This is a genomic window from Sorangium sp. So ce302 (assembly GCF_051530145.1).
Taxonomy (GTDB): Bacteria; Myxococcota_A; Polyangia; order Polyangiales; family Polyangiaceae; genus Sorangium; species Sorangium cellulosum_B.
Genome location: NZ_CP150326.1, coordinates 2,364,336 through 2,386,510 on the forward strand (window position 1 = coordinate 2,364,336; position 22,175 = coordinate 2,386,510).

15 protein-coding genes are annotated in these 22,175 nt (G+C 72.1%); 14 read left to right on the top strand and 1 reads right to left on the bottom strand.

The features are described from left to right. Window positions 1-12: 12 nt before the first annotated feature. The 11 genes from WME73_RS09165 to WME73_RS09215 all read left to right on the top strand — a co-directional run bounded on the left by WME73_RS09165 (window position 13) and on the right by WME73_RS09215 (window position 17,685). The gene (locus tag WME73_RS09165; protein WP_437745095.1) at window positions 13-690 is read left to right on the top strand and encodes a hypothetical protein; all 678 of its coding nucleotides are present in this window, start codon (window positions 13-15) and stop codon (window positions 688-690) included. Window positions 691-911: 221 nt separating this feature from the next. Continuing rightward, on the top strand, window positions 912-2,084 hold the full coding sequence (locus WME73_RS09170; RefSeq protein ID WP_437745096.1) for a TolB family protein: 1,173 nt from the start codon (window positions 912-914) through the stop codon (window positions 2,082-2,084). Next, window positions 2,081-5,617, top strand: a complete 3,537-nt coding sequence (locus WME73_RS09175; protein ID WP_437745097.1) for a hypothetical protein — start codon at window positions 2,081-2,083, stop codon at window positions 5,615-5,617. Before WME73_RS09170 ends, WME73_RS09175 begins: the two co-directional genes overlap by 4 nt. Window positions 5,618-5,782: 165 nt before the next feature. Next, window positions 5,783-6,601: a CDP-diacylglycerol--serine O-phosphatidyltransferase gene (gene pssA, locus WME73_RS09180; RefSeq protein WP_437869916.1), complete on the top strand. Its 819-nt coding sequence runs from the start codon at window positions 5,783-5,785 to the stop codon at window positions 6,599-6,601. A 192-nt stretch (window positions 6,602-6,793) separates the two neighbouring features. Next, window positions 6,794-7,195 carry a hypothetical protein gene (locus tag WME73_RS09185; protein ID WP_437745099.1) on the top strand — a complete coding sequence of 134 codons (402 nt, stop codon included), beginning with the start codon at window positions 6,794-6,796 and terminating at the stop codon, window positions 7,193-7,195. Window positions 7,196-7,406: 211 nt separating this feature from the next. Beyond that, entirely contained in the window at window positions 7,407-8,318 is a 912-nt protein-coding gene (locus WME73_RS09190) for a cytochrome C assembly family protein (RefSeq protein ID WP_437745100.1), read from the top strand. A gap of 5 nt (window positions 8,319-8,323) precedes the next feature. Then, the gene (hemA, locus tag WME73_RS09195) at window positions 8,324-9,913 is read left to right on the top strand and encodes a glutamyl-tRNA reductase (protein WP_437915453.1); all 1,590 of its coding nucleotides are present in this window, start codon (window positions 8,324-8,326) and stop codon (window positions 9,911-9,913) included. Next, entirely contained in the window at window positions 9,910-10,815 is a 906-nt protein-coding gene (gene hemC / locus WME73_RS09200) for a hydroxymethylbilane synthase (RefSeq protein ID WP_437745102.1), read from the top strand. Before hemA ends, hemC begins: the two co-directional genes overlap by 4 nt. Before the next feature lie 263 nt (window positions 10,816-11,078). Next, on the top strand, window positions 11,079-12,677 hold the full coding sequence (locus WME73_RS09205) for a glycoside hydrolase family 57 protein (protein WP_437915454.1): 1,599 nt from the start codon (window positions 11,079-11,081) through the stop codon (window positions 12,675-12,677). 434 nt (window positions 12,678-13,111) lie between these two features. Continuing rightward, complete coding sequence (locus tag WME73_RS09210; RefSeq protein WP_437745104.1) at window positions 13,112-14,413, top strand: efflux RND transporter periplasmic adaptor subunit; 1,302 nt, start codon at window positions 13,112-13,114, stop codon at window positions 14,411-14,413. Between the two features lie 44 nt (window positions 14,414-14,457). After that, window positions 14,458-17,685 carry an efflux RND transporter permease subunit gene (locus WME73_RS09215; protein WP_437745105.1) on the top strand — a complete coding sequence of 1,076 codons (3,228 nt, stop codon included), beginning with the start codon at window positions 14,458-14,460 and terminating at the stop codon, window positions 17,683-17,685. A 65-nt stretch (window positions 17,686-17,750) separates the two neighbouring features. Here WME73_RS09215 and WME73_RS09220 read toward each other — a convergent pair whose 3' ends face one another. Continuing rightward, on the bottom strand, window positions 17,751-18,905 hold the full coding sequence (locus WME73_RS09220; protein WP_437745106.1) for a S1C family serine protease: 1,155 nt from the start codon (window positions 18,903-18,905) through the stop codon (window positions 17,751-17,753). Window positions 18,906-19,020: 115 nt separating this feature from the next. Here WME73_RS09220 and WME73_RS09225 point away from each other — a divergent pair, with 115 nt between their 5' ends. The 3 genes from WME73_RS09225 (at window position 19,021) to WME73_RS09235 (ending at window position 22,087) form a co-directional block, all read left to right on the top strand. After that, entirely contained in the window at window positions 19,021-20,733 is a 1,713-nt protein-coding gene (locus tag WME73_RS09225; protein ID WP_437915455.1) for a DUF885 domain-containing protein, read from the top strand. 92 nt (window positions 20,734-20,825) lie between these two features. Continuing rightward, a complete protein-coding gene (locus tag WME73_RS09230; protein ID WP_437745108.1) occupies window positions 20,826-21,353 on the top strand; it encodes a hypothetical protein in 528 nt (175 codons plus the stop codon). Between the two features lie 260 nt (window positions 21,354-21,613). Beyond that, entirely contained in the window at window positions 21,614-22,087 is a 474-nt protein-coding gene (locus tag WME73_RS09235) for a hypothetical protein (RefSeq protein WP_437915456.1), read from the top strand. Window positions 22,088-22,175 lie beyond the last annotated feature (88 nt).

A 22,175-nucleotide genomic window follows, 5' to 3' on the forward strand; every position in this document is an offset into this window, starting at 1 on the left:
GCGGAGCAAGAGATGGTGACGCGGAATGCGTTCACGAAGGAAGCGCTCGTGGAGAGTGCGTTCGCGACAGACACGCTTGCCACGGAAGCGCTCACGGGCAACGCGCTGACGAGCGACGCAGTCGCGAGCAGCAGCGATGTCATGAGGGCGCTGCGCGATCCTCTGGCTCGCGAGTTCTTGACGTACGTGGCGAGCTGCGCGCTCCCGGAGGGGCAATCCGTGCAGGTCTCCCTGGACGGCGAGACCTATACCTTCGGGGGGAGCATCGGTCTTGCCGTCGAGTGGGGCCGAGCTCATGGGAAGTGCAACGCTCACTGCCAAGGCTGGGTCTCGGCCTGCATGCTGGCCAGAATCAACGATGTCGGGCAAAGCGTGCCCATCTCGATGCGTGGCAAGCACAAGGCCCTTGACTCGGATCAAGCGGAGCGGGATGCCTTCCCTCGGCGGGAGGCGGCCTATTTCGGCGACCTCTTCGCGCCGGAGCAGCGCCGGTTCGCGTGCAAGTCGCCCGGCTCGACGCTCATCAGCCGCGTGTGCGGCGGGACGGGCGTCGACACGCAGGGCTGCATCGTCGACGTCCTCGGCGACTGCGACGCCATCTGCGGCGCTCCGACGTCGGACGGCAGCTTCCCGAACTGCGTTGGCGGTGGCCATACGACGCCGACGACGGTGACCGTCTTCCGGGAGTAGCGGGTCCGGGTTTCCGTCGCGTGCGCCTCGTCGGTGGCAAGCGCGACGGCCACGGGCTCCTCTCAGCTGCGTTCGCCAGCGCGTGATTTTCCGGCAGCAGCAGCCGAGTCGGCCCCTCACCTGCGCCGCCGCCCGGTTCGCCGCGCGCCTCGCCTCGGGCTGACCCGCTGCGGACGCCTCCCCGCGACGGCTCGCCGCTTTCGTACTATGGTCGCGCCGCCATGAAACGAAGGCTGCCCGCCCCGCTCGCCTGCCTGCTGCTCGCCGCCTGCGCCTCCTCGGAACCCCGACCGAAGGAGCCGCTCGGCCAGATCCCGGAGGCGACGACCACGGCGAAGCCCGAGTGGCTTCCCTTCCGCATCCGCGCCGGCAAGAGCGTCGCCGCCGATCCGCGCGAGAAGCACTTCGCCGAGCTCCGGCAGCTCACCTTCGGCGGCGAGAACGCCGAGGCCTACTGGTCGCCCGACGGCAGGAAGCTCGTGTTCCAGTCGACCCGCGACGAGAACAAGTGCGACCAGCAGTACATCCTGGATCTGGAGAGCGGCGAGGTCCGCCGGGTCTCGAACGGCCAGGGCAAGACCACCTGCGGCTACTTCCTCTTCCCCGCGCCCGCGGCCTCTGCCCAGGCGCGCGTCCTCTTCGCCTCCACGCACGCCGCCGGCGAGGCGTGCCCCCCGAAGCCCGACCACTCGCAGGGGTACGTCTGGCCGCTCGACGAGTTCGACATCTACACCGCGAGCGCCGACGGCTCGGATCTCCGCCCCCTCATCCAGGGCAAGGGTTACGACGCCGAGGCGACCGTCGCGTTCGACGGCTCGCGCCTCGTGTTCACGAGCACGCGCGACGGGGACATCGACCTCTACACCGCGAAGCTCGACGGCTCGGACGTCAAGCGCATCACGAGCACGCCCGGCTACGACGGCGGCGCCTTCTTCTCCCCCGACGCGACCAAGCTGGTCTGGCGGGCGAGCCGCCCCACCGGACCGGCGCTCGACGACTACCGCGCGTTGCTCGCCAAGGGGCTCGTGCGCCCCAGCGCGCTCGAGATCTTCGTCGCGGGCGCCGACGGGCAGAACCCGCGCCCGGTGACGAGGAACGGCCGCGCCAACTTCGCGCCCTACTTCCTCCCGGACTCGCGGCGGATCCTCTTTGCCTCCGATTTCAGCACCCCCCAGGGCGCCCGGGGCATGCCCAACTTCGACCTCTACCTTGTCGACTCCGACGCGCCCCCGACGGCGGACGGCGTGCCGCCCGTCGAGCGCGTGACCTTCTACGAGGGCTTCGACAGCTTCCCCATGTTCTCTCCGACCGGCGAGCACGTCGTCTTCGCCTCGAACCGGCACGGCGCGAAGCCCGGCGAGACCAACCTGTTCGTCGCCCGCTGGGTCGAATGACCGCGCCGCCGTCGCGGACCCGCGCGCCGCTCGCGCTCGCGTCGGCGTGCGCGCTCGCGGGCTGCTCGGGCGCCCCGGCGCAGCCGTCCCGCCCTGCCGAGGCCACCCTCCCGTCGATGGACGCCGCGGGCGCGGCCTACACCTCGCCCGCGCGCTGGAGCTACCATCCGGCGGCGCCCGACGCCGCGGTCGCGTGGGCGCCGTTCGCCGGCGCCGGCTGCGTCGTCGTCGCCCAGGGAGGGCAGCGATGGACGGTGACGCCCGATCCACGGACGTCCACGCCGCCGCCGAGCGCCGCCGGGCCCGCCGCGCAGGCCGCGCGCTGCGCCGGCCAGGGCAGGACGAGCGCCTCGCCTGCGCCGGAGGAGCTCACCGCGATCGTGCGGCGCTCGCCGGCCTCCTGGATGTTCGTCGGCGCGAGCGGCGCCATCTACGAGGCCTCCTCGCCGCTCGGCCAGCTCACGCGGGCGCTCTCTCCGCCCGAGCCGCTCCTGCAGGTCGCGGGCGCCGGCGGCTCGCTGATCGGGGTGACCCGGGGCGGCGGGGTGCTCCGGTGGCGCGAGGAGCTCGGATGGAAGCCGGTGCTGCTCGACGGCGCCGCGGGGCAGGGCGGGGCCCCGCCGCGCGCCTTTGGCGTCGCCATGGCCGACGGCGGCCGCGCGCTCGTGCTCGCGTTGCCGGAGGCGCTGTTCGCCAGCGAGGACGGCGGGGGCACCTGGTCGCGCGCGCCGCTCCCGACGATGGGCCTCTCGCGGGTCGGCGCCCTCGGGGGCGAGCTCCTCGCCGAGGGGCTCCTCGCGTCGGCGACCTGGGATCCACGGCGCACGCCCGCGTTCTCCCGCAGCGCGGCGACGCTCCCGCGGGCCGACGTCGAGCTCGACGTGACGACCCCGCGCGCCCCGTCCGCCTCCGCCGTCTCGATCGGGCGGGCGGCGATGAGCGGCGATCGCTATGTCGAGGCGGTCCGCCCGGAAGACGCCGGCGCGCCGTGGCTCTTCGCGAGCGGCCCCATCGAGGGGCCGCTCAAGGAGGCGGCCATGCCGGGCACGGGCGACTGCGGGAGCATCAAGCTCGGCGCGAACGGCCGGCGCGTCGTCGCGGTGTGCGCCGAGCCGGACGGCGATCGCGTCGTGGCGCGGGTGCTCCGCAGCGACGATGGCGGCGGCGCGTGGTCGCCGGCCGCCACGCTGGAGACGCCGGACATCGACCAGGTCGGCGTCGCGGTGGCGCCCGATGGCGCGGCGCTCCTGACCGGCGTCTGCAAGCCGAGCGACGGCGCGGACAGCTGCAAGCCGACCGCGCCGCTCCTCCTGTCCCACGACGGCGCCCACGACGAGGATCGCGCCGCGGTCGCCCTCGCGGCGGCCCCCACGCTCGGCGCGCCCGCCGTGCTGCCCGCGTTCTCGGCGGACGGGCGCTCCGCGTATTTCCTCGGCTTCCGCGGCAAGGACGAGCGCCTCGCGCTGTTCGTCTCGCACGACGGGGGCGAGACCTTCGCGCCGCGGCCGCTCGACGCGACCGCCGCGCTGCCCGCCCCGCAGGCTGACGGCGCCGAGGACGAGGACGAGGAGGGCGGGCCGGGCGACGGTCCCTCGCCGGAGGGGTTCGACGTCGTCGAGGAGAGCGCGCTGCGCCCGGCGGAGGACGGCGCCGTCGGCCTGCTGCTCTCGGAGCGCGGCTCGCTCACGTACCTGACCGCCGACGAGGACGGCCGGGTGCTCACGGCGACGACCCCGCCGGCGGAGAGCGCGGCGTTCGCCGGCTTCGGGCGGCGCGTGCTCGCGCTCGCGTCGCGCGCGCGAGACAGCGGCGATGACGTCGCGGCGCTCTGGGAGTCGCTCGACGGCGGCGTGAGCTGGGCGGAGCTCCCGGAGATGCCGGCGCTCTCGCGCGAGGTCTCCGAGGCCCAGCTCGCCATCACATGCGGCGCCAGCGGCTGCCTCTTCGGCGACGTGGCGACCCGCGTCGGCTGGGGCGGCCAGGCCGACGGCGCGCTGCCGCGCGCGCCGGAGCCGGCCCCGCGCGCGCAGCCTTCCGCGCGCACGCCCATCGTCTGCGAGACGCTGCCGTCCTCGAAGTGGACGCGCGTCGACCATGTCGACTCGAGCGGCCTCGGCCTGCCCGACGGCGACGAGCTCTTGCGCGGCCGGTCGGTGTGGTCGTTGCTCACGCGCGCCCCGAGCGGCGCCGTCGACGTCGTCTCCGCGATGCTCCCCGAGTCCGGCGCCGGGGAGGCGCGGGTCGTCACGCGATCGCTGCTGCCCGCGGTGCCGGCGGGGCTCGGGCGAGCGCGGGTCGCGACCAACGTCACCTCCCAGATGGAGGGCTACGCCGTGGCGCGCCTGCGGATCCCAGGCGGCGCGGCGGCGCCGGGGGCCCCGATGCGCAACGTCGAGGTCGCCTGGGAGAACTGGATGGATGGCACCTCGGGCCGCGGCACGATCCCCGACGCCGGCCCGTTCGAGCTCGGCGACGTGAAGGTCGTCCCCGACGCCGCGCGAAAGCCGCGCGCGGGCGCCCGACCGCAGGCCGGCCCGGGAGGCGCGGCCTCGCGCCGCGCGCCGCCCCCCGACGACTTCTTCGATCCCGCGCTCCTGTCGGTCTCGCTGCGCGGGCTCTTCATCAGGCCGCACTCCGACAGCGCTCAGTCGGCGCTCACGTTCTTCTACGAGCCGCCGGGGAAGCTCCAGCGCTTCGACTTCCCGTCCTGGCCCGCGTCGGGCCTTCACGGCAGCCTCGACGTGCGCGCCGATGCGGTCCTGGCGGACGGCCAGCCCGTCGGCGTGGGGATGGTCCGGCAGGCGTCGAACGGCCCGATGATCGGGATGCTGCTCGCCCACCGCCCGGCGCCTCCTGCCGGCGCGTCCGCCGCGCCGGGCCCGGGCGCCGCGTGGGTGATCGATGCCGTCTCGGTCGCTCCGCCGGCGGACCGCGATCGGATCGTGCACACCGACTGGACCTACGCAGGACGGTCGATCGGCGTGGCGACGCTGGTCGCCCATCCCGGGCACGCGGCGGCGTGGTCGATCTTCCAGCCGTTCCGCGCGGATGGCACGCTCGGCCCCGCTCAGCCGCTGCCGACGCCGTTCGACCTCGGAGACGCGCCGCGCCCCTGCTCTGCCGCCGAACGCGCGGCGACCGCGCGCCAGGAGGCGCCGCTCTTCCTCGGCAGCACGGCCTTGTTCTCGGGCACACGCCACCCGGTGCTCGTCGTGGACGCCGCTGGTCCCTCCAGTCCGCCCGAGGTCACGGTGCTCCTGACCTCCACCACGGTGCTCCACGGTACGCCTGCCGCGCCGTGTGTTGCGGGCTGGGAAGCACGAGCGATCGGACGGGCGCCCCGCTCTGCGATCATCCCCGGCGATCTCGCCCAGGCGTGGTTGTTCCGGGCCGCGGCGGGCTCGGCGGTCGCTGTGGGCGGATCGAGCGGCCCGGCCGTCGAGCTCCGCCCGATGGTGTGCCGCTTCGATCCCGGCGCGGAGGTCCCGGAGGCGGTATGGAGTGAGCCGGGCATGGCGCAGCCCGCGCGTTGAGCGACGGCGGAAAACAAAAACGACGAATGAAACGAAGCTGACGGTGAGATGAAACGATCCCGGATCCTGGCTCGCGGTAACCTTCTAGCGACTCGCGTGTGCGCTTCGGCGCTTGCGTTCGCGGTCCCTGCGGCGATAGCCTGGCCTGCCTAAACGGGAGGCGGCATGATCCGGAAGCGACGGCGGTTCGAGCTCAGGAAGACGCTGTTCCTGCTTCCGAACCTGATCACGCTCTCATCGATCTTCTGTGGCTTCGATTCGATCCGGCGCTCCGCGACCGCGCACTCGGAAGATGATTTCTACCGCGCCGCGCTGCTGATCGTCTTCGCGATGTTCTTCGACACCCTCGACGGGCGTGTCGCGCGGATGACGAAGACCCAGAGCGCCTTCGGCCTGCAGATCGACTCGCTGGCCGATATCGTCTCGTTCGGCGTGGCGCCGTCGATGCTCGTGTATCAGTGGACGCTGCACCGCTTCGATCTCGCGGGGCTGCTCGTGTCGTTCATCTTCACGGCCTGCGGCGCGGTCCGGCTGGCGCGCTTCAACGTCCTCTCCATGGGTGAGGCGGGCAAGCCCACGAAGCCTTCGAAGTACATCGTCGGCCTCCCGATCCCGGGCGCGGCGGGCATCCTCGTCTCGATCGTGGTCGCGAACCACGCGGCCGCCGGCGAGATCGGCGGCGAGCGCTACGCGTCGGCGATCCTCGCCACCACGACGATCCTGTCGCTGCTGATGGTCTCGACCATCCGGTTCCGCTCTTTCAAGGATCTCCGGCTCAACGTCCGGACGGTGCTCTTCGTGGCGTTCGCTGTCGGGTCGAGCGCGGTGATCTCGACGCAGCTGCAGCCCGCGTTCGTGCTCGTGTGGTTGCTCGGCTTCTACGTGCTGCTCGGGATCTTCGAGTCGCTCTGGCACCTGCCTGCGCGGCTCCGCGGCCTGCGTCGGGACTCGGTGCCTCCGCCCACGCTACCCCCTGCGGCCTGAAGCGCCTGCGGCCTGAAGCGCCTGCGGCTGAGGCACCTGCGGCCTGAGGCGCCTGCGGCCTGAGGCACCTGCGGCCTGAAGCGCCTGCGGCCTGAGACACCTGCTGCCTGAGGCGCGTCGGCTCGGGCTCACCCCTGGTGGCCGGCATCGCGATCCAACCGCTCCGGCTCATTTTTGAGTAGACTGCGTGCGATGAAGAACCGCGTGTTCTTTCCGCAGGCCGCGCTCGACGACTGGATCGCGAGCGACCGCGTCGATCTGAACAACGACGAGCTTCTGATCAAGACCGAGGGCCGCCGCTACAAGATCATCGAGGCGATCCGCGTGCTCCGCGAGGTGACGGGCTCGGCGGACATCCACGAGGTCCTCGGCAGGGTCAAGACGCGGGCGTTCCTGCGGGAGCTCGGGGCGGAGATCCTCGAGGGGTCCATGATCATCGGCGACAACGCCTACGACGTGATCCCGGGGTTCATCGGCGCCCCGGTGGGCACGTTCGCCGAGCACCGCAAGGTCGCCCCGGCGGGGACCGCGACCAGCAGCAGCCCGACGAGCGACGAAGAGCTCCTGGCCGCGTTCCTCACCAGCAAGATGTAGCGGCGCCGCGCCCGGTTGCTTGGGCGCCGCGCCCGGTTGCCTTGGCGCCCCCGCCGGCGCGCCACACCCGCGGTGGCGAGGCGCTGCCGATACGGTCTCTCGCGCCCGCCTCTCCCGGCGCATCCGCGCTGTCAGGCCTCGGCCTACGAGAGTACGCTCCCGCCTCTGCGGCCGGCGGGCCATCCCCGGTGAGGCAGGCTATAACGGGGCCATGCCCGAGGTCATCTCCGGGATCAGCTTCGCGCTCGCCCTGCTGTTCTACAGCGCTGCCAGCGCGCTCTTCTTCCTCGACGTCGCCCGCAGCCGCGCCCGGCTCCCCTCCACGGGCGACCTCGCGGGCCTCTTCGGCGCGGGGGCGCGCGTCCACGACCCCGGCGCTCGGCCGAGCGCCGCGGTCGCCGCGTCCGCCTCGCGGCACGCGCCCTTGCTGCTCGGCCTGGGCGCCCTCGGGCACGCGACCTACGTCACGCTCGCCAGCTTCGTCGCGCGGGTCTGCCCGGTGCACTCCGTTCATTTCATGCTCTCGGTCGCGTCCCTCCTCGCGATCGCCGTTTACCTCGTCGCCCGCCATCGCTTTCGCATCGACGCGCTCGGGCTCCTCATCGGGCCGCTCGGGCTCGCTTTCCTGCTCGGCACGTTCTTCCTCGGAAAGCCGCACCCCGAGCCGAAGCTCAGCCCGCTGTTCATCGCGGCGCATGTCATGGCGAACCTGCTCGGGATCGCCCTCTTTCTGCTCGCCGGCGCCTCCGCGGCGCTCTACCTCGTCCAGGAGAAGCGGCTCAAGCGGAAGCGGCATCTCGAGCGCATGGGCAACCTCCCGGCGCTCGACACGCTCGACCGCGCCATCCATCGCTTCCTGAGCGCCGGCTTCCCCTTGCTGACGCTCGGCATCGTCACGGGGACGTACTGGGCGCACCAGCTCGAGATGGGCAACGCCGAGGAGGTGATGCGCGCCATCTTCGGCTACGCCACATGGCTGCTCATCGCGCTCGTGCTGCTCTTGCGCGCCGCCGCTGGCTGGCGCGGCCGCCGCGCGGCGTACGGCACCATCGCGGGGCTCGCCTGCGCCGGGGCGGTGCTCATCATCTATCTCGTCCGTCCCGCCGCGGGGCTCGGAGGCTAGCGCAGGTGATCTTCGTCGGGCTCTCCCACAAGACCGCGCCCATCGAGGTGCGCGAGCGGCTCGCGATCGGGCGGGATCGGCTGCCCGAGGTGCTCGCGCGCCTCACGGCCCACCCTGCCATCGGAGAGGCGCTCGTCCTCTCCACCTGCAACCGCGTCGAGATCTACGCTTCACCCCGGCAGCAGGCGCCCGCGCCGTCCCGCCCCGGGAGCGCTCCACCGCCGTCCGACGAGGAGCTCTCGCGCGACAACGAGGCGCTGCGCGCCGCCGTCGCGACCCTCGTCGGCCTCGGCGGAGACGCCGTCCGGGGCCACCTCGCAGGCCGCGTCGGGAGCGATGCCGTCCTCCACCTCTTCCGCGTCGCCGCGTCGCTCGACTCGATGGTCGTCGGCGAGCCGCAGATCCTCGGACAGATGAAGGAGGCCATCGAGGTGGCCCGCGGGGCGAAGACCCTCGGCGCCCGGCTCGGCCGCGCGGCTCACCGCGCCATCAAGGTCGGCAAGCGCGTGCGCACGGAGACGGCGATAGGCGCCGGGCAAGTCTCGGTCTCCAGCGTCGCCATCGATCTCGCCCGCCAGATCTTCGCCGATCTCGCCGGTCACACGGCGCTGCTCATCGGCGCCGGCGACATGGCCGAGGCCGCCTCGAAGCTCCTCGTCCGCGCCGGCACCCGCCTCATCGTGGTCAACCGGAGCCCGGACCGCGCCGCCGCGCTCGCCCGCGAGGTCGGCGGCGAGCCTCGCCCCTGGGCCGACCTCGAGCGCTCCGTCATCGACGCCGACATCGTGATCTCGTCGACCTCGAGCCCCAATTACGTGGTCACGCCCGACCTCGTCCGCCGAGCCCGCAAGGCCAGGAAGGGCAGGAGCCTGTTTCTCATCGACATCGCGGTCCCGCGTGACATCGACCCCGCCGTCAACAAGCTCGACAGCGTGTATCTCTACGATGTCGACGACCTCTCGCAGATCGTGGCGCAGTCCGTCGAGGGGCGCGCCGCCGAGGCGGCGCGGGCCGAGGCGATCGTCGCGGACGAGGCGCAGGCCTTCGAGGCGTGGACGCTCGAGCGCGCCCTGACGCCCACGATCGTCGGCTTGCGAGCCCGCACGCGATCCATCCTCGCGGCCGAGGTCGAGCGCAGCCTCTCTGGCAAGCTCCGGCACCTCGGCGTGGCCGAGCGCCAGGCCCTCGCGATGATGATCGACGCCGCCACGAACAAGCTGCTCCACGTGCCCACCACCCGACTCCGCGCGATGGCCGGCGATCCCCGCGTCGCCGAGCACGTCGACTCGCTCCAGGAGCTGTTCGACATCGACGGCGCGCCGTCCGAGAACGCCGCCGCCTCGGCGCTCGCCGAGGGGGAGCTGCGCGGCGCGGTGGACGGGCCTCCCACGCCTCGCTCCGCCCGCGGGGGAGCGCCTCCCGCCTCCGGCGCTCGATGCGGTGCCTCGCCCCGGCACGCCGATCCGCGCCACCAGGCTGCAGAGGACAACGGCGTTTACGCGCGGCAGCCCGGCGGGCGCCCCGCCGAGGCGGGCGTCATGGCCGTCGCGAATCCAGCCGCGGCCGTGAGCGCAGCTGGGTTAAAGGGAGCGTGATGCCCACGGAGCTCACCCTCGCCACGCGCCGCTCGGCGCTCGCCCTCGCCCAGTCCCGCGCCTTCGCTCGTTCCCTCGAAGCGGCGGTGCCCGATCTCTCCCTGCGCGAGCTCGAGGTGGTGACCTCGGGCGACAAGACGCAGGATCGCTCGCTCCAGGACATCGGCGGCAAAGGGCTGTTCATCAAGGAGCTCGAAGAGGCGCTCCTGGACCGGCGCGCTGACTTCGCGGTCCACTCGATCAAGGACGTCCCCGCCGAGATCGCCCCGGCGCTGTGCCTCGCCTGCATCCCCGCGCGGGAGGACCCTCGCGACGCGCTCGTCACCCGGAGCGGCGCTTTGCTCGCGGAGCTGCCGGCGGGCGCCCGGGTCGGGACCTCGAGCCTCCGCCGGGCGGTCGCGCTGCGCGAGGCGCGCCCGGATCTCGTGATCGAGCCGGTCCGTGGCAACGTCGACACCCGGCTCCGCAAGGTGTTCGACGGCGTGTTCGACGCCGTGGTGCTGGCGCTCGCCGGCCTGAAGCGGCTCGGCCTCGAAGGCCGCGCCACGGAGGTGCTGTCGCCCGAGGTGTCGTTGCCCGCGATCGGACAGGGCGCGCTCGGCATCGAGTGCCGCACGGCGGACGACAGCGTGCGCGGCGTCCTGGCGACGCTCGCGGACGCCGAGACCACGATCTGCGTCTCTGCCGAGCGAGCCGTGATGGCCGCGGTGGAAGGCAGTTGCCGGACGCCGGTGGCCGCCTATGCGGTGCGGGACGGCGACGCGCTGTGGCTTCGGGCGCTCCTCGCCGAGCCCGACGGCTCCCGGTTGCGAAGGGCGGAAAGGCGCCTGTCGTGGCCCGGAAACACGCACGAAGCCGAGCGCCTCGGAGCGGACCTCGGGGCGGAGCTCAAGAAGGGTTGATGCGTGTAACTCGACTGGAAGGCTGCCACGTCCGGAACATTTCTAGAATGGAATTGATAAGGGATCTCCGCACCATGCCGGGATGAACGGTCCCCTGGCGATGTGATCGCCAGCGCTCGGCGCGCAAGCGCCTCCAGGCGGAGCCCGTCGGCCCGCGCCTTGCGCGCCGCCGCCCATGACCGGCGCGTTCGCCGCGCGCTTCCCGCGCGGGCGCGACCGTGCGAGACGACAGCCCACCGGCGGTTTCCCGCCTCCAGCGTTCCATGCCGGGCTACGTCGCCCTCGTCCTTCACGCTCACCTGCCGTACGTGCGTCACCCCGAGCACGTCCGCTCCCTGGAGGAGCGCTGGTTCTTCGAGGCGCTCTGGGAGTGTTATCTCCCCCTGCTCGGGGTCCTCGATCGCCTCGCCGCCGACCGCGTCGTCGCCCCGCTGACCCTCTCCGTCTCGCCGTCGCTCCTCGCGATGCTGCGCGACGAGCTGCTCCTTCGCCGGTTCGAGGACCACCTCCGCCGGCTCACCGCGCTGGCGGCCCGGGTCGAAGCCCGCTTCGCCGGGAGCGGCTTCGCCGGGGCCGCCGCGCTCTACCGCGCGCGGCTCGCGGACGCGGCGAGCTCGTGGGAGGCGCTCGGCGGCGATGTCCCGGGCGCCCTGGTGCGCCACGCCGGGGCGGGCCGCGTCGAGCTCCTCACCACGGCCGCGACGCACGCGTACCTGCCCGGACTGCTCGCCACGCCGGCGTCGATCCGGGCGCAGCTGCGGCTCGGCCGCCGCGCCTTCGCGGCCTTCACCGGCGCGCCCGAGCCTCGCGGCCTCTGGCTGCCCGAGTGCGCTTACGCGCCCGGCCTCGACGCCGATCTCGCGGCGGCGGGCGTCCGCTTCACCGTGCTCGACGCCCACGCGCTCACGCTCGCCGCGCCGCCTGCGTTCACCGGCGCGTCCGTCCCGGTGCTCTCGCCTGCCGGCCTCGCGTGCTTCGGGCGCGATCGCGACAGCGCGCGCGAGGTCTGGTCGCGCGACGCCGGCTATCCGGGTCACCCGGTTTATCGCGAGTTCTACCGCGACGTCGGGCTCGACCTGCCCGAGCGCGAGCTCGAAGGGGAGGTCGGTCCCGACGGCACCCGGCTCATGACCGGCCTCAAGCTCCATCGCGTGACCGGGCCCGGCCCCGACAAGGCGCCGTACGACCCGGCGCGTGCCTCCGCGCAGGCGCGCGCGCACGCCGCGGACTTCGTGGCCCGCCGCGAGGCCGCGCTCGCGTCGATCCGCGGCGTGAACGCCCCGCCCATCCTGGTGGCCCCCTACGACGCCGAGCTCTTCGGCCACTGGTGGCTCGAAGGGCCCGAGTTCCTCGAGCACGCCCTGCGCCGCCTCGCGGCCTCGGATCGCGCCGTTCCGATCGCGCTCGGCGCGTACCTGGAGCGCCATCCGCCCGTCGAGGTCGTGGAGCCTGCCGCCTCGACGTGGGGCGAAGGCGGCTTCGGCGCATTCTGGACGGGCCCGAGCGCGTCCTCCCTGTGGCGCCACGCGCACCACGCCGAGCGCGCCGTGCTGGGCGCGCTCTCGAGTTGCCGCCACGCGGGCGGCCTGCCCGGCCGCGCGCTGGACCAGGCGATCCGCGAGCTCCTCCTCCTTCAATCGAGCGACTGGGCCTTCATGATGTCGGCCGGGGAGATGGCTTCCTATGCGGAGGCGCGCGCCCACGCCCACGCGACCCGCGCCCGCCGCCTCGCGTACCTGGCCCAGCAGCCCACGGCTTCGCCCTCCGACGTGGCGTGGCTCGACGCGCTTTGCGCGCTCGACCCTTTCCTCGCCGAGCTCTCGGGCCCTGTGCTCCGAGGCGCCTTCGACCCGTGGCGCTGAGCTGGCGTTCCTCCGCGCCGCTCGCCTCCGGCTCTCCCGCGCTCCAGGGGCAGATCTCTTTCCGGTAAAGAAGAATTAAATTGTGTTAAAATATTGTGCGAAAGTACTTCGCATGATCGCCGACCGTCCTCGCCACGGCGGTCGACTCGGTGGGAGGGCGTGTGCGCCCCGCGGCGGTGCCCTCGGCGCCTCTTTTCGGGAGGGTGACCCGCGATTCACCCGCCCGTTTCATCGCCGGCCGCCGGCCGCGCGACCCGGCGCACATCTCCCAGCACGTTTTTCGCGGTCATGGCGGCATGAAGTGCGAGAGGGACGGAGACCTTGTCCGGAACACCCCCTTGATGACCGGCCGGTCAGCACCCTAGTGTGTTGCCCGCCAGCTTTGCTCCTGGACCGCACCGGCAGGCGCTGGCAAAGAACCGGGCGGACTCCCCATGACACATCCTCCTTGCGGACCCGAGCGCCGTTTCGCTCGATGGGCTCTCGGCGCTCGTAGCGCCGCATCGAATCACTCCCGCGCCGCCGTCGTCGCGGCGCTGCTCGCCGCGCTCGCGGTGCCCACGTTGACCGGCTGTCGCCGCCCCGAGGCGGACGCGCAGCCGTCGCCGGCGCGCGACACCGCCGCGCCACGCCAGAAGCCCGCGGTGCACTTCGGGAAGGTGATCGCGCGCCCGCTCGCGCAGACGCTGGACGTCAGCGGCACCCTGGTCGCCGACGAGACGAGCGAGGCGGCGACGCAGATCGGCGGCTTGGTCGTGAGCGTCGCGGTCGACGTGGGCTCACGGGTCAAGAAGGGCGATCCGCTCGTCGTGCTCGACGCGCGCAACGTGGCGCTCCAGTCACAGGCCGCGTCCGCGGCCGTCGCGCAGGCGCGGGCCAAGCTCGCGCTGCAGGACGGCGCGTCGCCGAAGGGCATCGATCCCGACCAGGTGCCGGAGGTCCGGGCCGCGAAGCAGAGCATGGAGCTCGCGAAGTCCGAGGCCGAGCGCGTGAAGCAGCTCTACGACCAGGGCGCCGTCCCCCAGTCGACCTGGGACGCGGCGCGCACGCAGGCCCAGAACGCGACCGCGCAGTACGAGGCCGCGGTCAACGGCATCCGCGCGACCGTCGCGGCGCTCACGTCCGCGCAGGCGCAGGCGGGGCTCGCCTCGAAGGCGGTGTCCGACACGACGGTGCGGGCGCCCTTCGACGGCGCGATCGCCGAGAAGCGGATCAGCGTCGGCGAGTACGCCAGCCCGGGCCGCGTCGTCGCGGTCGTGGTCCGCGACAACCCGCTGCGGCTGCGCATCGACGTGCCCGAGGCGGACATCGCGCACATCGAGGTGGGCAAGCCGGTCAGCGTCTCGGTCGCCTCCTTCCCCGATCGCCTGTTCCCGGGCGTCGTGAAGCGGATCGGCGCGAGCCTGAAGGCGTCGTCGCGCACCCTGCCCGTGGAGGCCGAGTTCGACAACAGCGAGGGCAAGCTCCGCCCCGGCCTCTTCGCGCAGGGGCAGCTGGCGCTGACCGGCGAGTCAAGAACGGCGATCCTCGTCCCCGAGTCGGCGGTCGGCACCTCCGGGACGAGCGCGCGCGTGTTCGTGAAGTCGGGCGATCGCGTGACGGAGCGGCTCGTCAAGCCCGGCCGCAAGATCGATGGCCTCATCGAGGTCGTCGGTCCGCTCGCCGAGGGGGATGAGGTCGCGATCGACAAGGTGAGCGAGCTGGCGGACGGCATCGAGGTCGCGGCGGCGCAGTGAGCCGAGCGCACCGCGCGCCCCATTACTGAAGAAAGGTAGCGACCATGCAATGGCTCGCGGCAATCTGCATCCGTAGGCCGGTTTTCGCCTCGGTGATCGTCCTGCTCCTGACGGTGCTCGGGGCGTTCTCCTACTTCGGCCTCGGCGTGGACCGGTTTCCCAAGGTCGAGTTCCCGTTCATCGTCGTGACGACCGTCCTCCCCGGCGCAGCGCCCGAGGAGGTCGAGACGGAGCTCTCCGACAAGATCGAGTCGGCGGTCAACACGATCAGCGGCATCGACGAGCTGCGCTCGGCCTCGGTCGAGGGGCTCAGCCAGGTCATGATCTCCTTCCAGCTCGAGAAGGACGTCGACGTCGCCGCGCAGGAGGTGCGCGACAAGGTCGAAGGCATCCTCGCGGATCTGCCGGAAGGGATCGATCCGCCGGTGGTCGGCAAGCTCGATCCGGATGCCGCGCCGATCCTCACGCTCGCCGTCTCGTCTCCGAAGGCGGACGTCCGCTCGGTGACGGAGTTCGCCGACAAGACGCTCCGGCGCGAGCTGGAGTCGCTCGCCGGTGTCGGACAGGTGCTGCTCATCGGCGGCCGGAGCCGGCAGATCAACATCTGGATCGATCCGGAGAAGCTCGAGAAGTACTCCCTGACCGGCGGCGTGGTGGCCCAGGCGCTGGCGAGCCAGAACGTCGAGATCCCGGCCGGCCGGATCGAGCAAGGGGGCAGGGCGCTCACCCTGCGGACGCGCGGCCGCGTGCAGTCGGTCCAGCAGATGGCGGACATCGTGCTCGCGAACCGCGACGGCTACTCCGTCCGGCTCGGCGACGTCGCGGAGGTCCAGGACGGCATGGCGGAGCCGGAGTCCGCCGGCTTCCGCGGCCTCGATCCTGCCGTGCTCCTCAGCATCCGCAAGCAGAGCGGGACGAACACCGTCGAGGTCATCGACGGGCTGAAGGCGCGGATCAGCGAGGTGGAGAAGCGCCTCCCCGAGGGGTACAGCATCGCCGTCGCCCGCGATCAGTCGGAGTTCATCAAGAACTCGGTCCATGCGGTCAAGGAGCACCTCGTGCTCGGCGCGGTGCTCGCCGCGATCATCGTCGCGCTCTTCCTCGCGAACGCCCGCAGCACGCTCATCTCGGCGATCGCCATCCCGACGAGCATCATCTCCACGTTCGCCCTGATGAAGGTGGCGGGCTTCACGCTCAACGGGATCACGCTCCTCGCGCTGACGCTTGCGGTCGGCATCGTGATCGACGACGCGATCGTCGTCCTCGAGAACTGCTACCGCTGGATCGAAGAGAAGGGCGCGAGCCCGTGGGAGGCGGCGCTCCAGGGCACGAAGGAGATCGGCCCCGCGGTGCTCGCGACGACGCTCTCGCTGATCGCCGTGTTCCTCCCGGTCGCGTTCATGAGCGGCATCGTCGGCCGCTTCCTGAACTCGTTCGGCCTCACCATGGCGTTCTCGATCCTGGTCTCGCTGATCGTGAGCTTCACGCTGACGCCCATGCTGTCCGCGCGATGGCTGAAGAAGCCGGAGAAGCACGACGCCAGTAGCTCCAAGGAGTCGCGCTTCTACGGGCCGATCGAGCGCGGCTACATGGCGATCCTCCGCTGGTCGATGGCGCACCGCTGGGTGATCGTGCTCGCTTCGCTCCTGGCGCTGTTCTCGATCCCGGTGCTGGGGGGCATGGCCAAGTTCAACTTCCTCCCGGTCGAGGACGAGTCGCAGTTCCAGGTCAGCATGCGCGCGCCCGAGGGCGTGAGCCTCGACGGGACGCGCGTCATCGCCACGCGGATCGCGTCGGACATCGAGAAGCTCCCCGGCGTGTTGTACACGCTGACGACGATCGGCGACGATCCGCAGAAGACGCCGAACCTCGCCACCATCTACGTGAAGCTCAAGCCGGCGGATCAGCGCGCGCTGTCGCAGCAGGACCTCATCGATCGCGCTCGTCGCGAGCTCACTCCGCAGTTCGACGCGGAGAAGCTCCGTGCGAACATCGGCGTCGTGCCCGCCTTCTCCGGCGGTCAGAGCACCCAGATCGCCTATCAGGTGCAGGGCCCCGACCTCCAGAAGATCGGCCACTACTCCGACGCGCTGCTGCAGAAGCTCAAGGCGATCCCGGGCGTCGTCGATCCGGACACCTCGCTGCTCGTGGGCAAGCCGGAGATCCGCGTGGTCATCGACCGCAAGAAGGCCGCCGATCTCGGCGTTCAGGTCGGCGACGTGGCCAGCACCCTGCGGCTCCTGGTCGGCGGGTACAAGGTGTCGACCTACAACGAAGGCGGGGAGCAGTACGAGGTGCGCGCGCGCGCGCTGTCGAGCTTCCGCTCCGACAAGGAAGGCCTCGCGAAGATCACGGTGCCGTCGACCAAGCTCGGCGCCGTGACGCTCGACAACGTGGTGTCGTTCGCCGAGGGGACGGGCCCGTCGCGCATCGAGCGGTACAACCGGCAGCGGCAGGTCATGCTGACCGCCAACCTCGAGGCGGGCTACTCGCAGCAGACGGTCATCCAGGAGCTCGACAAGGCCGTCGCGGAGATGAACCTCGCGTCCGGCTACTCCGCTGGTCCCGTCGGCGCGTCGAAGGAGCTCATCAAGATGATGAAGAGCTTCCTCGTCGCCCTCCTCCTGTCGCTGGTCTTCATGTACCTCGTGCTCGCGGCGCAGTTCGAGTCGTGGCTGCACCCGATCACGATCCTCCTGTCGTTGCCGCTGACGGTGCCGTTCGCGTTCATCGCGGTCATCATCTTCCGGCAGTCGCTCAACATCTTCTCGCTGCTCGGCATCGTCGTGCTGTTCGGCGTCGTGAAGAAGAACTCGATCCTCCAGATCGATCACACGATCAAGCTGCGCGAGCACGGCTTGCCGCGGGCGCAGGCCATCCTGGAGGCGAACCGCGACAGGCTCCGGCCGATCCTGATGACCACGCTCGCGTTCGTCGCCGGCATGATCCCGCTCGTCGTCTCGAGCGGCGCGGGCTCGGGCACGAACCGCGCGACCGGCTTCGTGATCATCGGCGGGCAGACGCTGGCGCTCCTCCTGACGCTGCTCGCGACCCCGGTCGCCTACTCGCTGTTCGACGACGTCTCCTCGTGGCTCAAGCGGATCCTGCCCTTCATGCGGGGCAGCGACGACCAGGGCGAGCCGCGCGGGGCGGGGGAGGGCGGCGTCGCTCCGGCGGGGGATGGGGTCGTCGCGGCGGGGCACCGCGGCGCCGCGGCGCGCGCCGCCGTCGCGCACGACGCGGGCCGGCCGGCGCCGGCGCAGCTCGACTAGCAGCAGCGCTCCGGGGCCGCGGCGCGCCGCGCCCGGCCCCCTTCGCTACCGCGGCGAGGCGCCGCTCACTGCGCTTCGCCGTGGACCTTGCGCAGGATCACCTCGAGCAGCCCGTCGAACGCGTCGCGCATCGCCCAGGCCTGGGCGGCCTCGTCGTCGAGACCAGCCGCCTTGCGCCGTCCCTCGACGAGCGCGTTCCTAGGGCCCCTGCACGCGGGGCCGAGCCGGCGCTCCATGTCGAGCGAGGCGCCCGCGTAGACGTGATAGCAGGACGCGAAATCCCCCTGGTTGTAGAGGGGCGAGCCGACCTGGATCGCGCCGTCCATCGTGCGCGCCAGCACGAGCAGGTCACCCTCGGTGCAGCCGCGGAGGATCGCGAGCGCGTGGTGAGGCACCGATCGCTTGACCGCCGGCAGCCCTTGCTCTTCGTCGGCCGTCTCGGCCGCGAACGTCGAGAGCGGGACGGGATCGGGGCGCACGAGCAGCCGCTTGAGGTAATCGGCGGGCACGCCGAAGTTGAGGTTCTGCCCCTGCGTCGAGACCGCCGCGGCGACGCCGATCACCTCGCCGTGCTCGTTGAACAGCGGGCCGCCCGAGGAGCCTGGCGCGATCGGCGCGGAGATCTGTAGCAGCGTCAGCTCCGGATCCACGACGCGGACCGCGCTCACGAGGCCGTTCGACACGGTGTCCGCGAGGCCGAGCGGATGGCCGATCGCGACGACCGGATCGCCGGGGCGGACCGCGCCGCTGTTGCCGAGGGAGAGCAGCGGGAGCCTCCGAGGCGCGTGGATCCGGACGATCGCGAGATCTCGAGCCTCGTCGAACGCGAGCACCTCGAGCACCGGGTGCTCGCTCTGATCGGAGAGGACCACCTTGAGGTCCGGCATCCCGGCGACGACGTGGAAATTCGTCGCGATCCAGCCGTCCTCGCGGACGAGGAAGCCCGCCCCGAGCGAGCCGTCGCCGCGGATCGTGACGACCGCCGGCATGGCGCGCGCCGCGATCTGCGCTGGCGTCATCGCCGCGGGCTGTGACGCAGAGATCGCCGGCTGGCTTGCCGAGCTCGCGGTGCAGCCGAGCGCCGCGATCGCCGCCGCGGCGACGAGCGCCGAGACGCGCGGCCAGGCGCGCCGCTGCGGGGGTCGGGGGCGCGATGGAGGAGCGGCGCAGGAGGGCCGGTCGTCGTCATGGAGCTCGCCTGGCAGGCTGCGGTGGTTCATGTCGCTCCCCGAGGCCGCCGCGTGAGCGACCTCCCTCCAGCAAGCGTAACGAAGACCCGACGGATCGTCTCGCGCGCCCGGAGAAAAACCGGTCGTGGCCGCATATGCTGTCGCGGTGAGCCAAGACCACGACGCGCGTGATCCTATCTTCGCCCTCAGCGACGAGTTCGTCCAAGCCTTCGCTGCCCGCTGTCCTGCCCATGCCACCCTCGCGGGCATCCCCTGCGACGAAGGCGCCTGGAACGACTGGAGCCCGAGCGGCGCCGCGTCCTGGGCCTCCACGGTCGCGTCCTTCCAGGAGCGGCTCCGCTCGCTGCCGCCGCCGCGCTCCGGGGCGGAGGCGCGGTGGGGTCGCCTCGCACGCCGTGTCATGGCGGAACACCTGGATGAGCGGCTCGACGATTTCCGTCACGGCGAGCACCTGCGCGATCTCAACAACATCGAGTCGGCGTTCCAGCACCTCCGGATGGTCTTCGACCTCATGGATGTCCACAGCGCCGCCGGCTGGGAGGCCATCGCGTCGCGCCTGGAGGGCCTGCCGCGCGCGTGCGACAGCTACCGCGCTTCGCTCGAGGAGGGGCGCCGGACGGGCCAGGTCGTCGCGCGTCGCCAGGTGTTCGCCGTGATCGAGCAGGCGCGCTACCAGGCGGGCGACGCGTCGTTCTTCCTCACGCTGCCGGCCGCTCACGAGGCGTCGGGTTGCGGCGCGGGCGCCGGCCGCGCACGCGTCGTCGACGGCGTCGAGCGGGCGCGCGCCGCGCTCGGCGCGCTCGCCGGCTACCTGGAGCAGACGTACCTGCCGAGCGCGCGCGCCGCGGACGCCGTGGGAGAGGAGCGCTACCTGCGCCTCTCGCGCCGCTTCCTCGGCGCGAGCATCGACCCGATCGAGACGTACGCCTGGGGGTGGTCCGAGGTGCACGCCATCGAGGCCCAGATGGCGCGCCTCGCCGCCGAGATCCTCCCCGGCGCGTCGCTGTCCGAGGTGATCGATCTGCTCATGACCGACCCCGCCCGCTGCGCGCAGGGCGCCGACGAGTTCCTCCGCATCATGTCCGAGCGCCAGCGAAAGGCGCTCGCCGATCTCGACGGCGTCCATTTCGACATCCCGGCGCCCATCCGTCACATCGAGGTGAAGCTCGCTCCGCCGGGCGGCGCGCTCGGCGCCTACTACGTGCCCCCGAGCGACGGCTTCAAGCGGCCCGGCACCGTCTGGTATGCGCCCGGCACGAAGCAGGCGTTCCCGCTCTACGAGGAGATCACCACGGCGTACCACGAGGGCTTTCCTGGCCATCACCTGCAGTGCGCGCTCCAGGTGCACCTCGATGACCGGCTGAGCCGACTCCACCGCTTCCTGGTGACGAACTCCGGCCACGCCGAGGGGTGGGCCCTCTACGCCGAGCAGCTCATGTACGAGCTCGGCTATTTCGAGCGCCCCGATTACGTGCTCGGGATGCTCGCGGGCAAGCTGACGCGCGCCTACCGCGTCGTCCTCGACATCGGCATGCACCTGGAGCTGCCGATCCCCCGGGACGCGCCGCTCCACGCCGGCGAGCCCTGGCGCTACGAGATCGCCGTCGAGTACCTCCAGCGCCGGGCCTTCCTCCTGCTGGATCACGCGCACAGCGAGGCGACGCGCTACCTGGGCTGGCCGGGGCAGGCGATCTCCTACAAGGTCGGCGAGCGCGTCGTCCTGGAGCTGCGCGACACGCTGCGGCGCCGCCACGGCGAGGCCTTCGATCTGAAGGCGTTTCACGCCAGGGTGATCGGCTCCGGGTCCGTCGGGCTCGACCACCTGCGCGAGATCGTGCTCGACGACGCCGCGCACTGAGCGCGCGTCAGACACGCGCTCGTCAGACACGCGCGCGCCGCCCGCCCGCTTCGCGCCTCGACGCGCGGCCACGCGCGTGCCAATCGACGCGGGTGAGCGCTCCCCCAGCGAACGAAGCCCCCGAGGCGCGGCCGGACGGCTCGGACCTCTGCACCGCGTGCGGCCTCTGCTGCACGGGGCTGCTCTTCGACGTCGCGCCGCTCGAGGAGCACGAGCTCCCGCGGGCCGAGAAGCTGCGCCTGCCGCTCGCTTGCAATCGGTACCACGACGCCTTCAGCCTGCCGTGCCCCTGCCATCTCGACAGGAAGTGCACCGTCTACGAGATGCGCTTCTCCGTGTGCAGCAGCTACGAGTGCGGCCTGCTCCGGCGCTGCAAGGCGGGCGAGGTGCCGCTCGGCGAGGCGCTGTCCCGCGTCGAGCGCGTGCTGCGCCTGACGGACGCGGTGCGCGCGCGGGTGCCGCCGCTCGTGCCGCCGCGTCCGCTCTGGGACGAGGCCCGCGAGCACATCCGCCGGCGTGACGCCGAGGACCCGTCGCCGGCGTGGCAGGGCGAGCGCGGCGCGCTCGTCGCCGCGCTCGGTGAGCTCCGGGTCGCGTGCAGGGAAGGGCTCGATCCGTAGCGCCGGCGCCTCGCGAGGGCCGCGGGAAATGGTCTTTCCCATGCCGGGGTCCAATCCGCGGGGCGCTTCAACGTGCTTTGGAGATCTCCCTCTCCCTGTCCTGCAAAGATCTCCAGGTCCCCCAGGACACCGACGAGCGCGGAGACTCCCATGCTTCGTCCAGGCCGAGCGTGATCCGCCCTCGACTGCGCGGGCCGCGCCCTCGTCAACATGCCTGTCTCGGCCTCCCGGCGGCCGGCTCCACGCCGTATATACGACCCATGGAACCGACGAGCCGCCGGCTGACCAACAAGTATTCTGCCATCACTGCAGTGATCAGCTTCGTCACTCAGCCCATTCCCGGCGCAGATGAGTTGATCGTGGTTCCCATTCATTACTCCTTCTCCGTGTCGCTGACCCGGCGCCGGGGCGCGCCGCTCCGCAGGGCTCCGTGGCTGCAGGTGAGCAAGATCATCTGGGGTGGAGCGGCCGTAAGGCTCTTCGCCAACTTCACGCTCGGCCTCGTCCCGGTCGCCGGTCTCTTCTCCAATGCGGTCACCGCCGTCGCCTTGACGGAGTTCCTGGGCCGCTACCTCGACGCCGCGCTGAGCAGCGAGGCGCCGCCTCCCGCGGTCTCCATCAGGGCCATCAGGGATGCCCTGCGGAACCCAAGGCGAGCGCGGAGCGCTCAGCGGTTGTGGTTCAGGATCCGCCGCGCCGTCCGGGAATCCGTCCCTGCGCCGACTCCTGGTTGAGGCGCCCTGTCCCGCTGGACGGGAAGCTCGGAGCTCGCGCGGCCTCGGGGCGCCCGGCGGTCGTGACGCGGTCCACGGCCAAGGAATC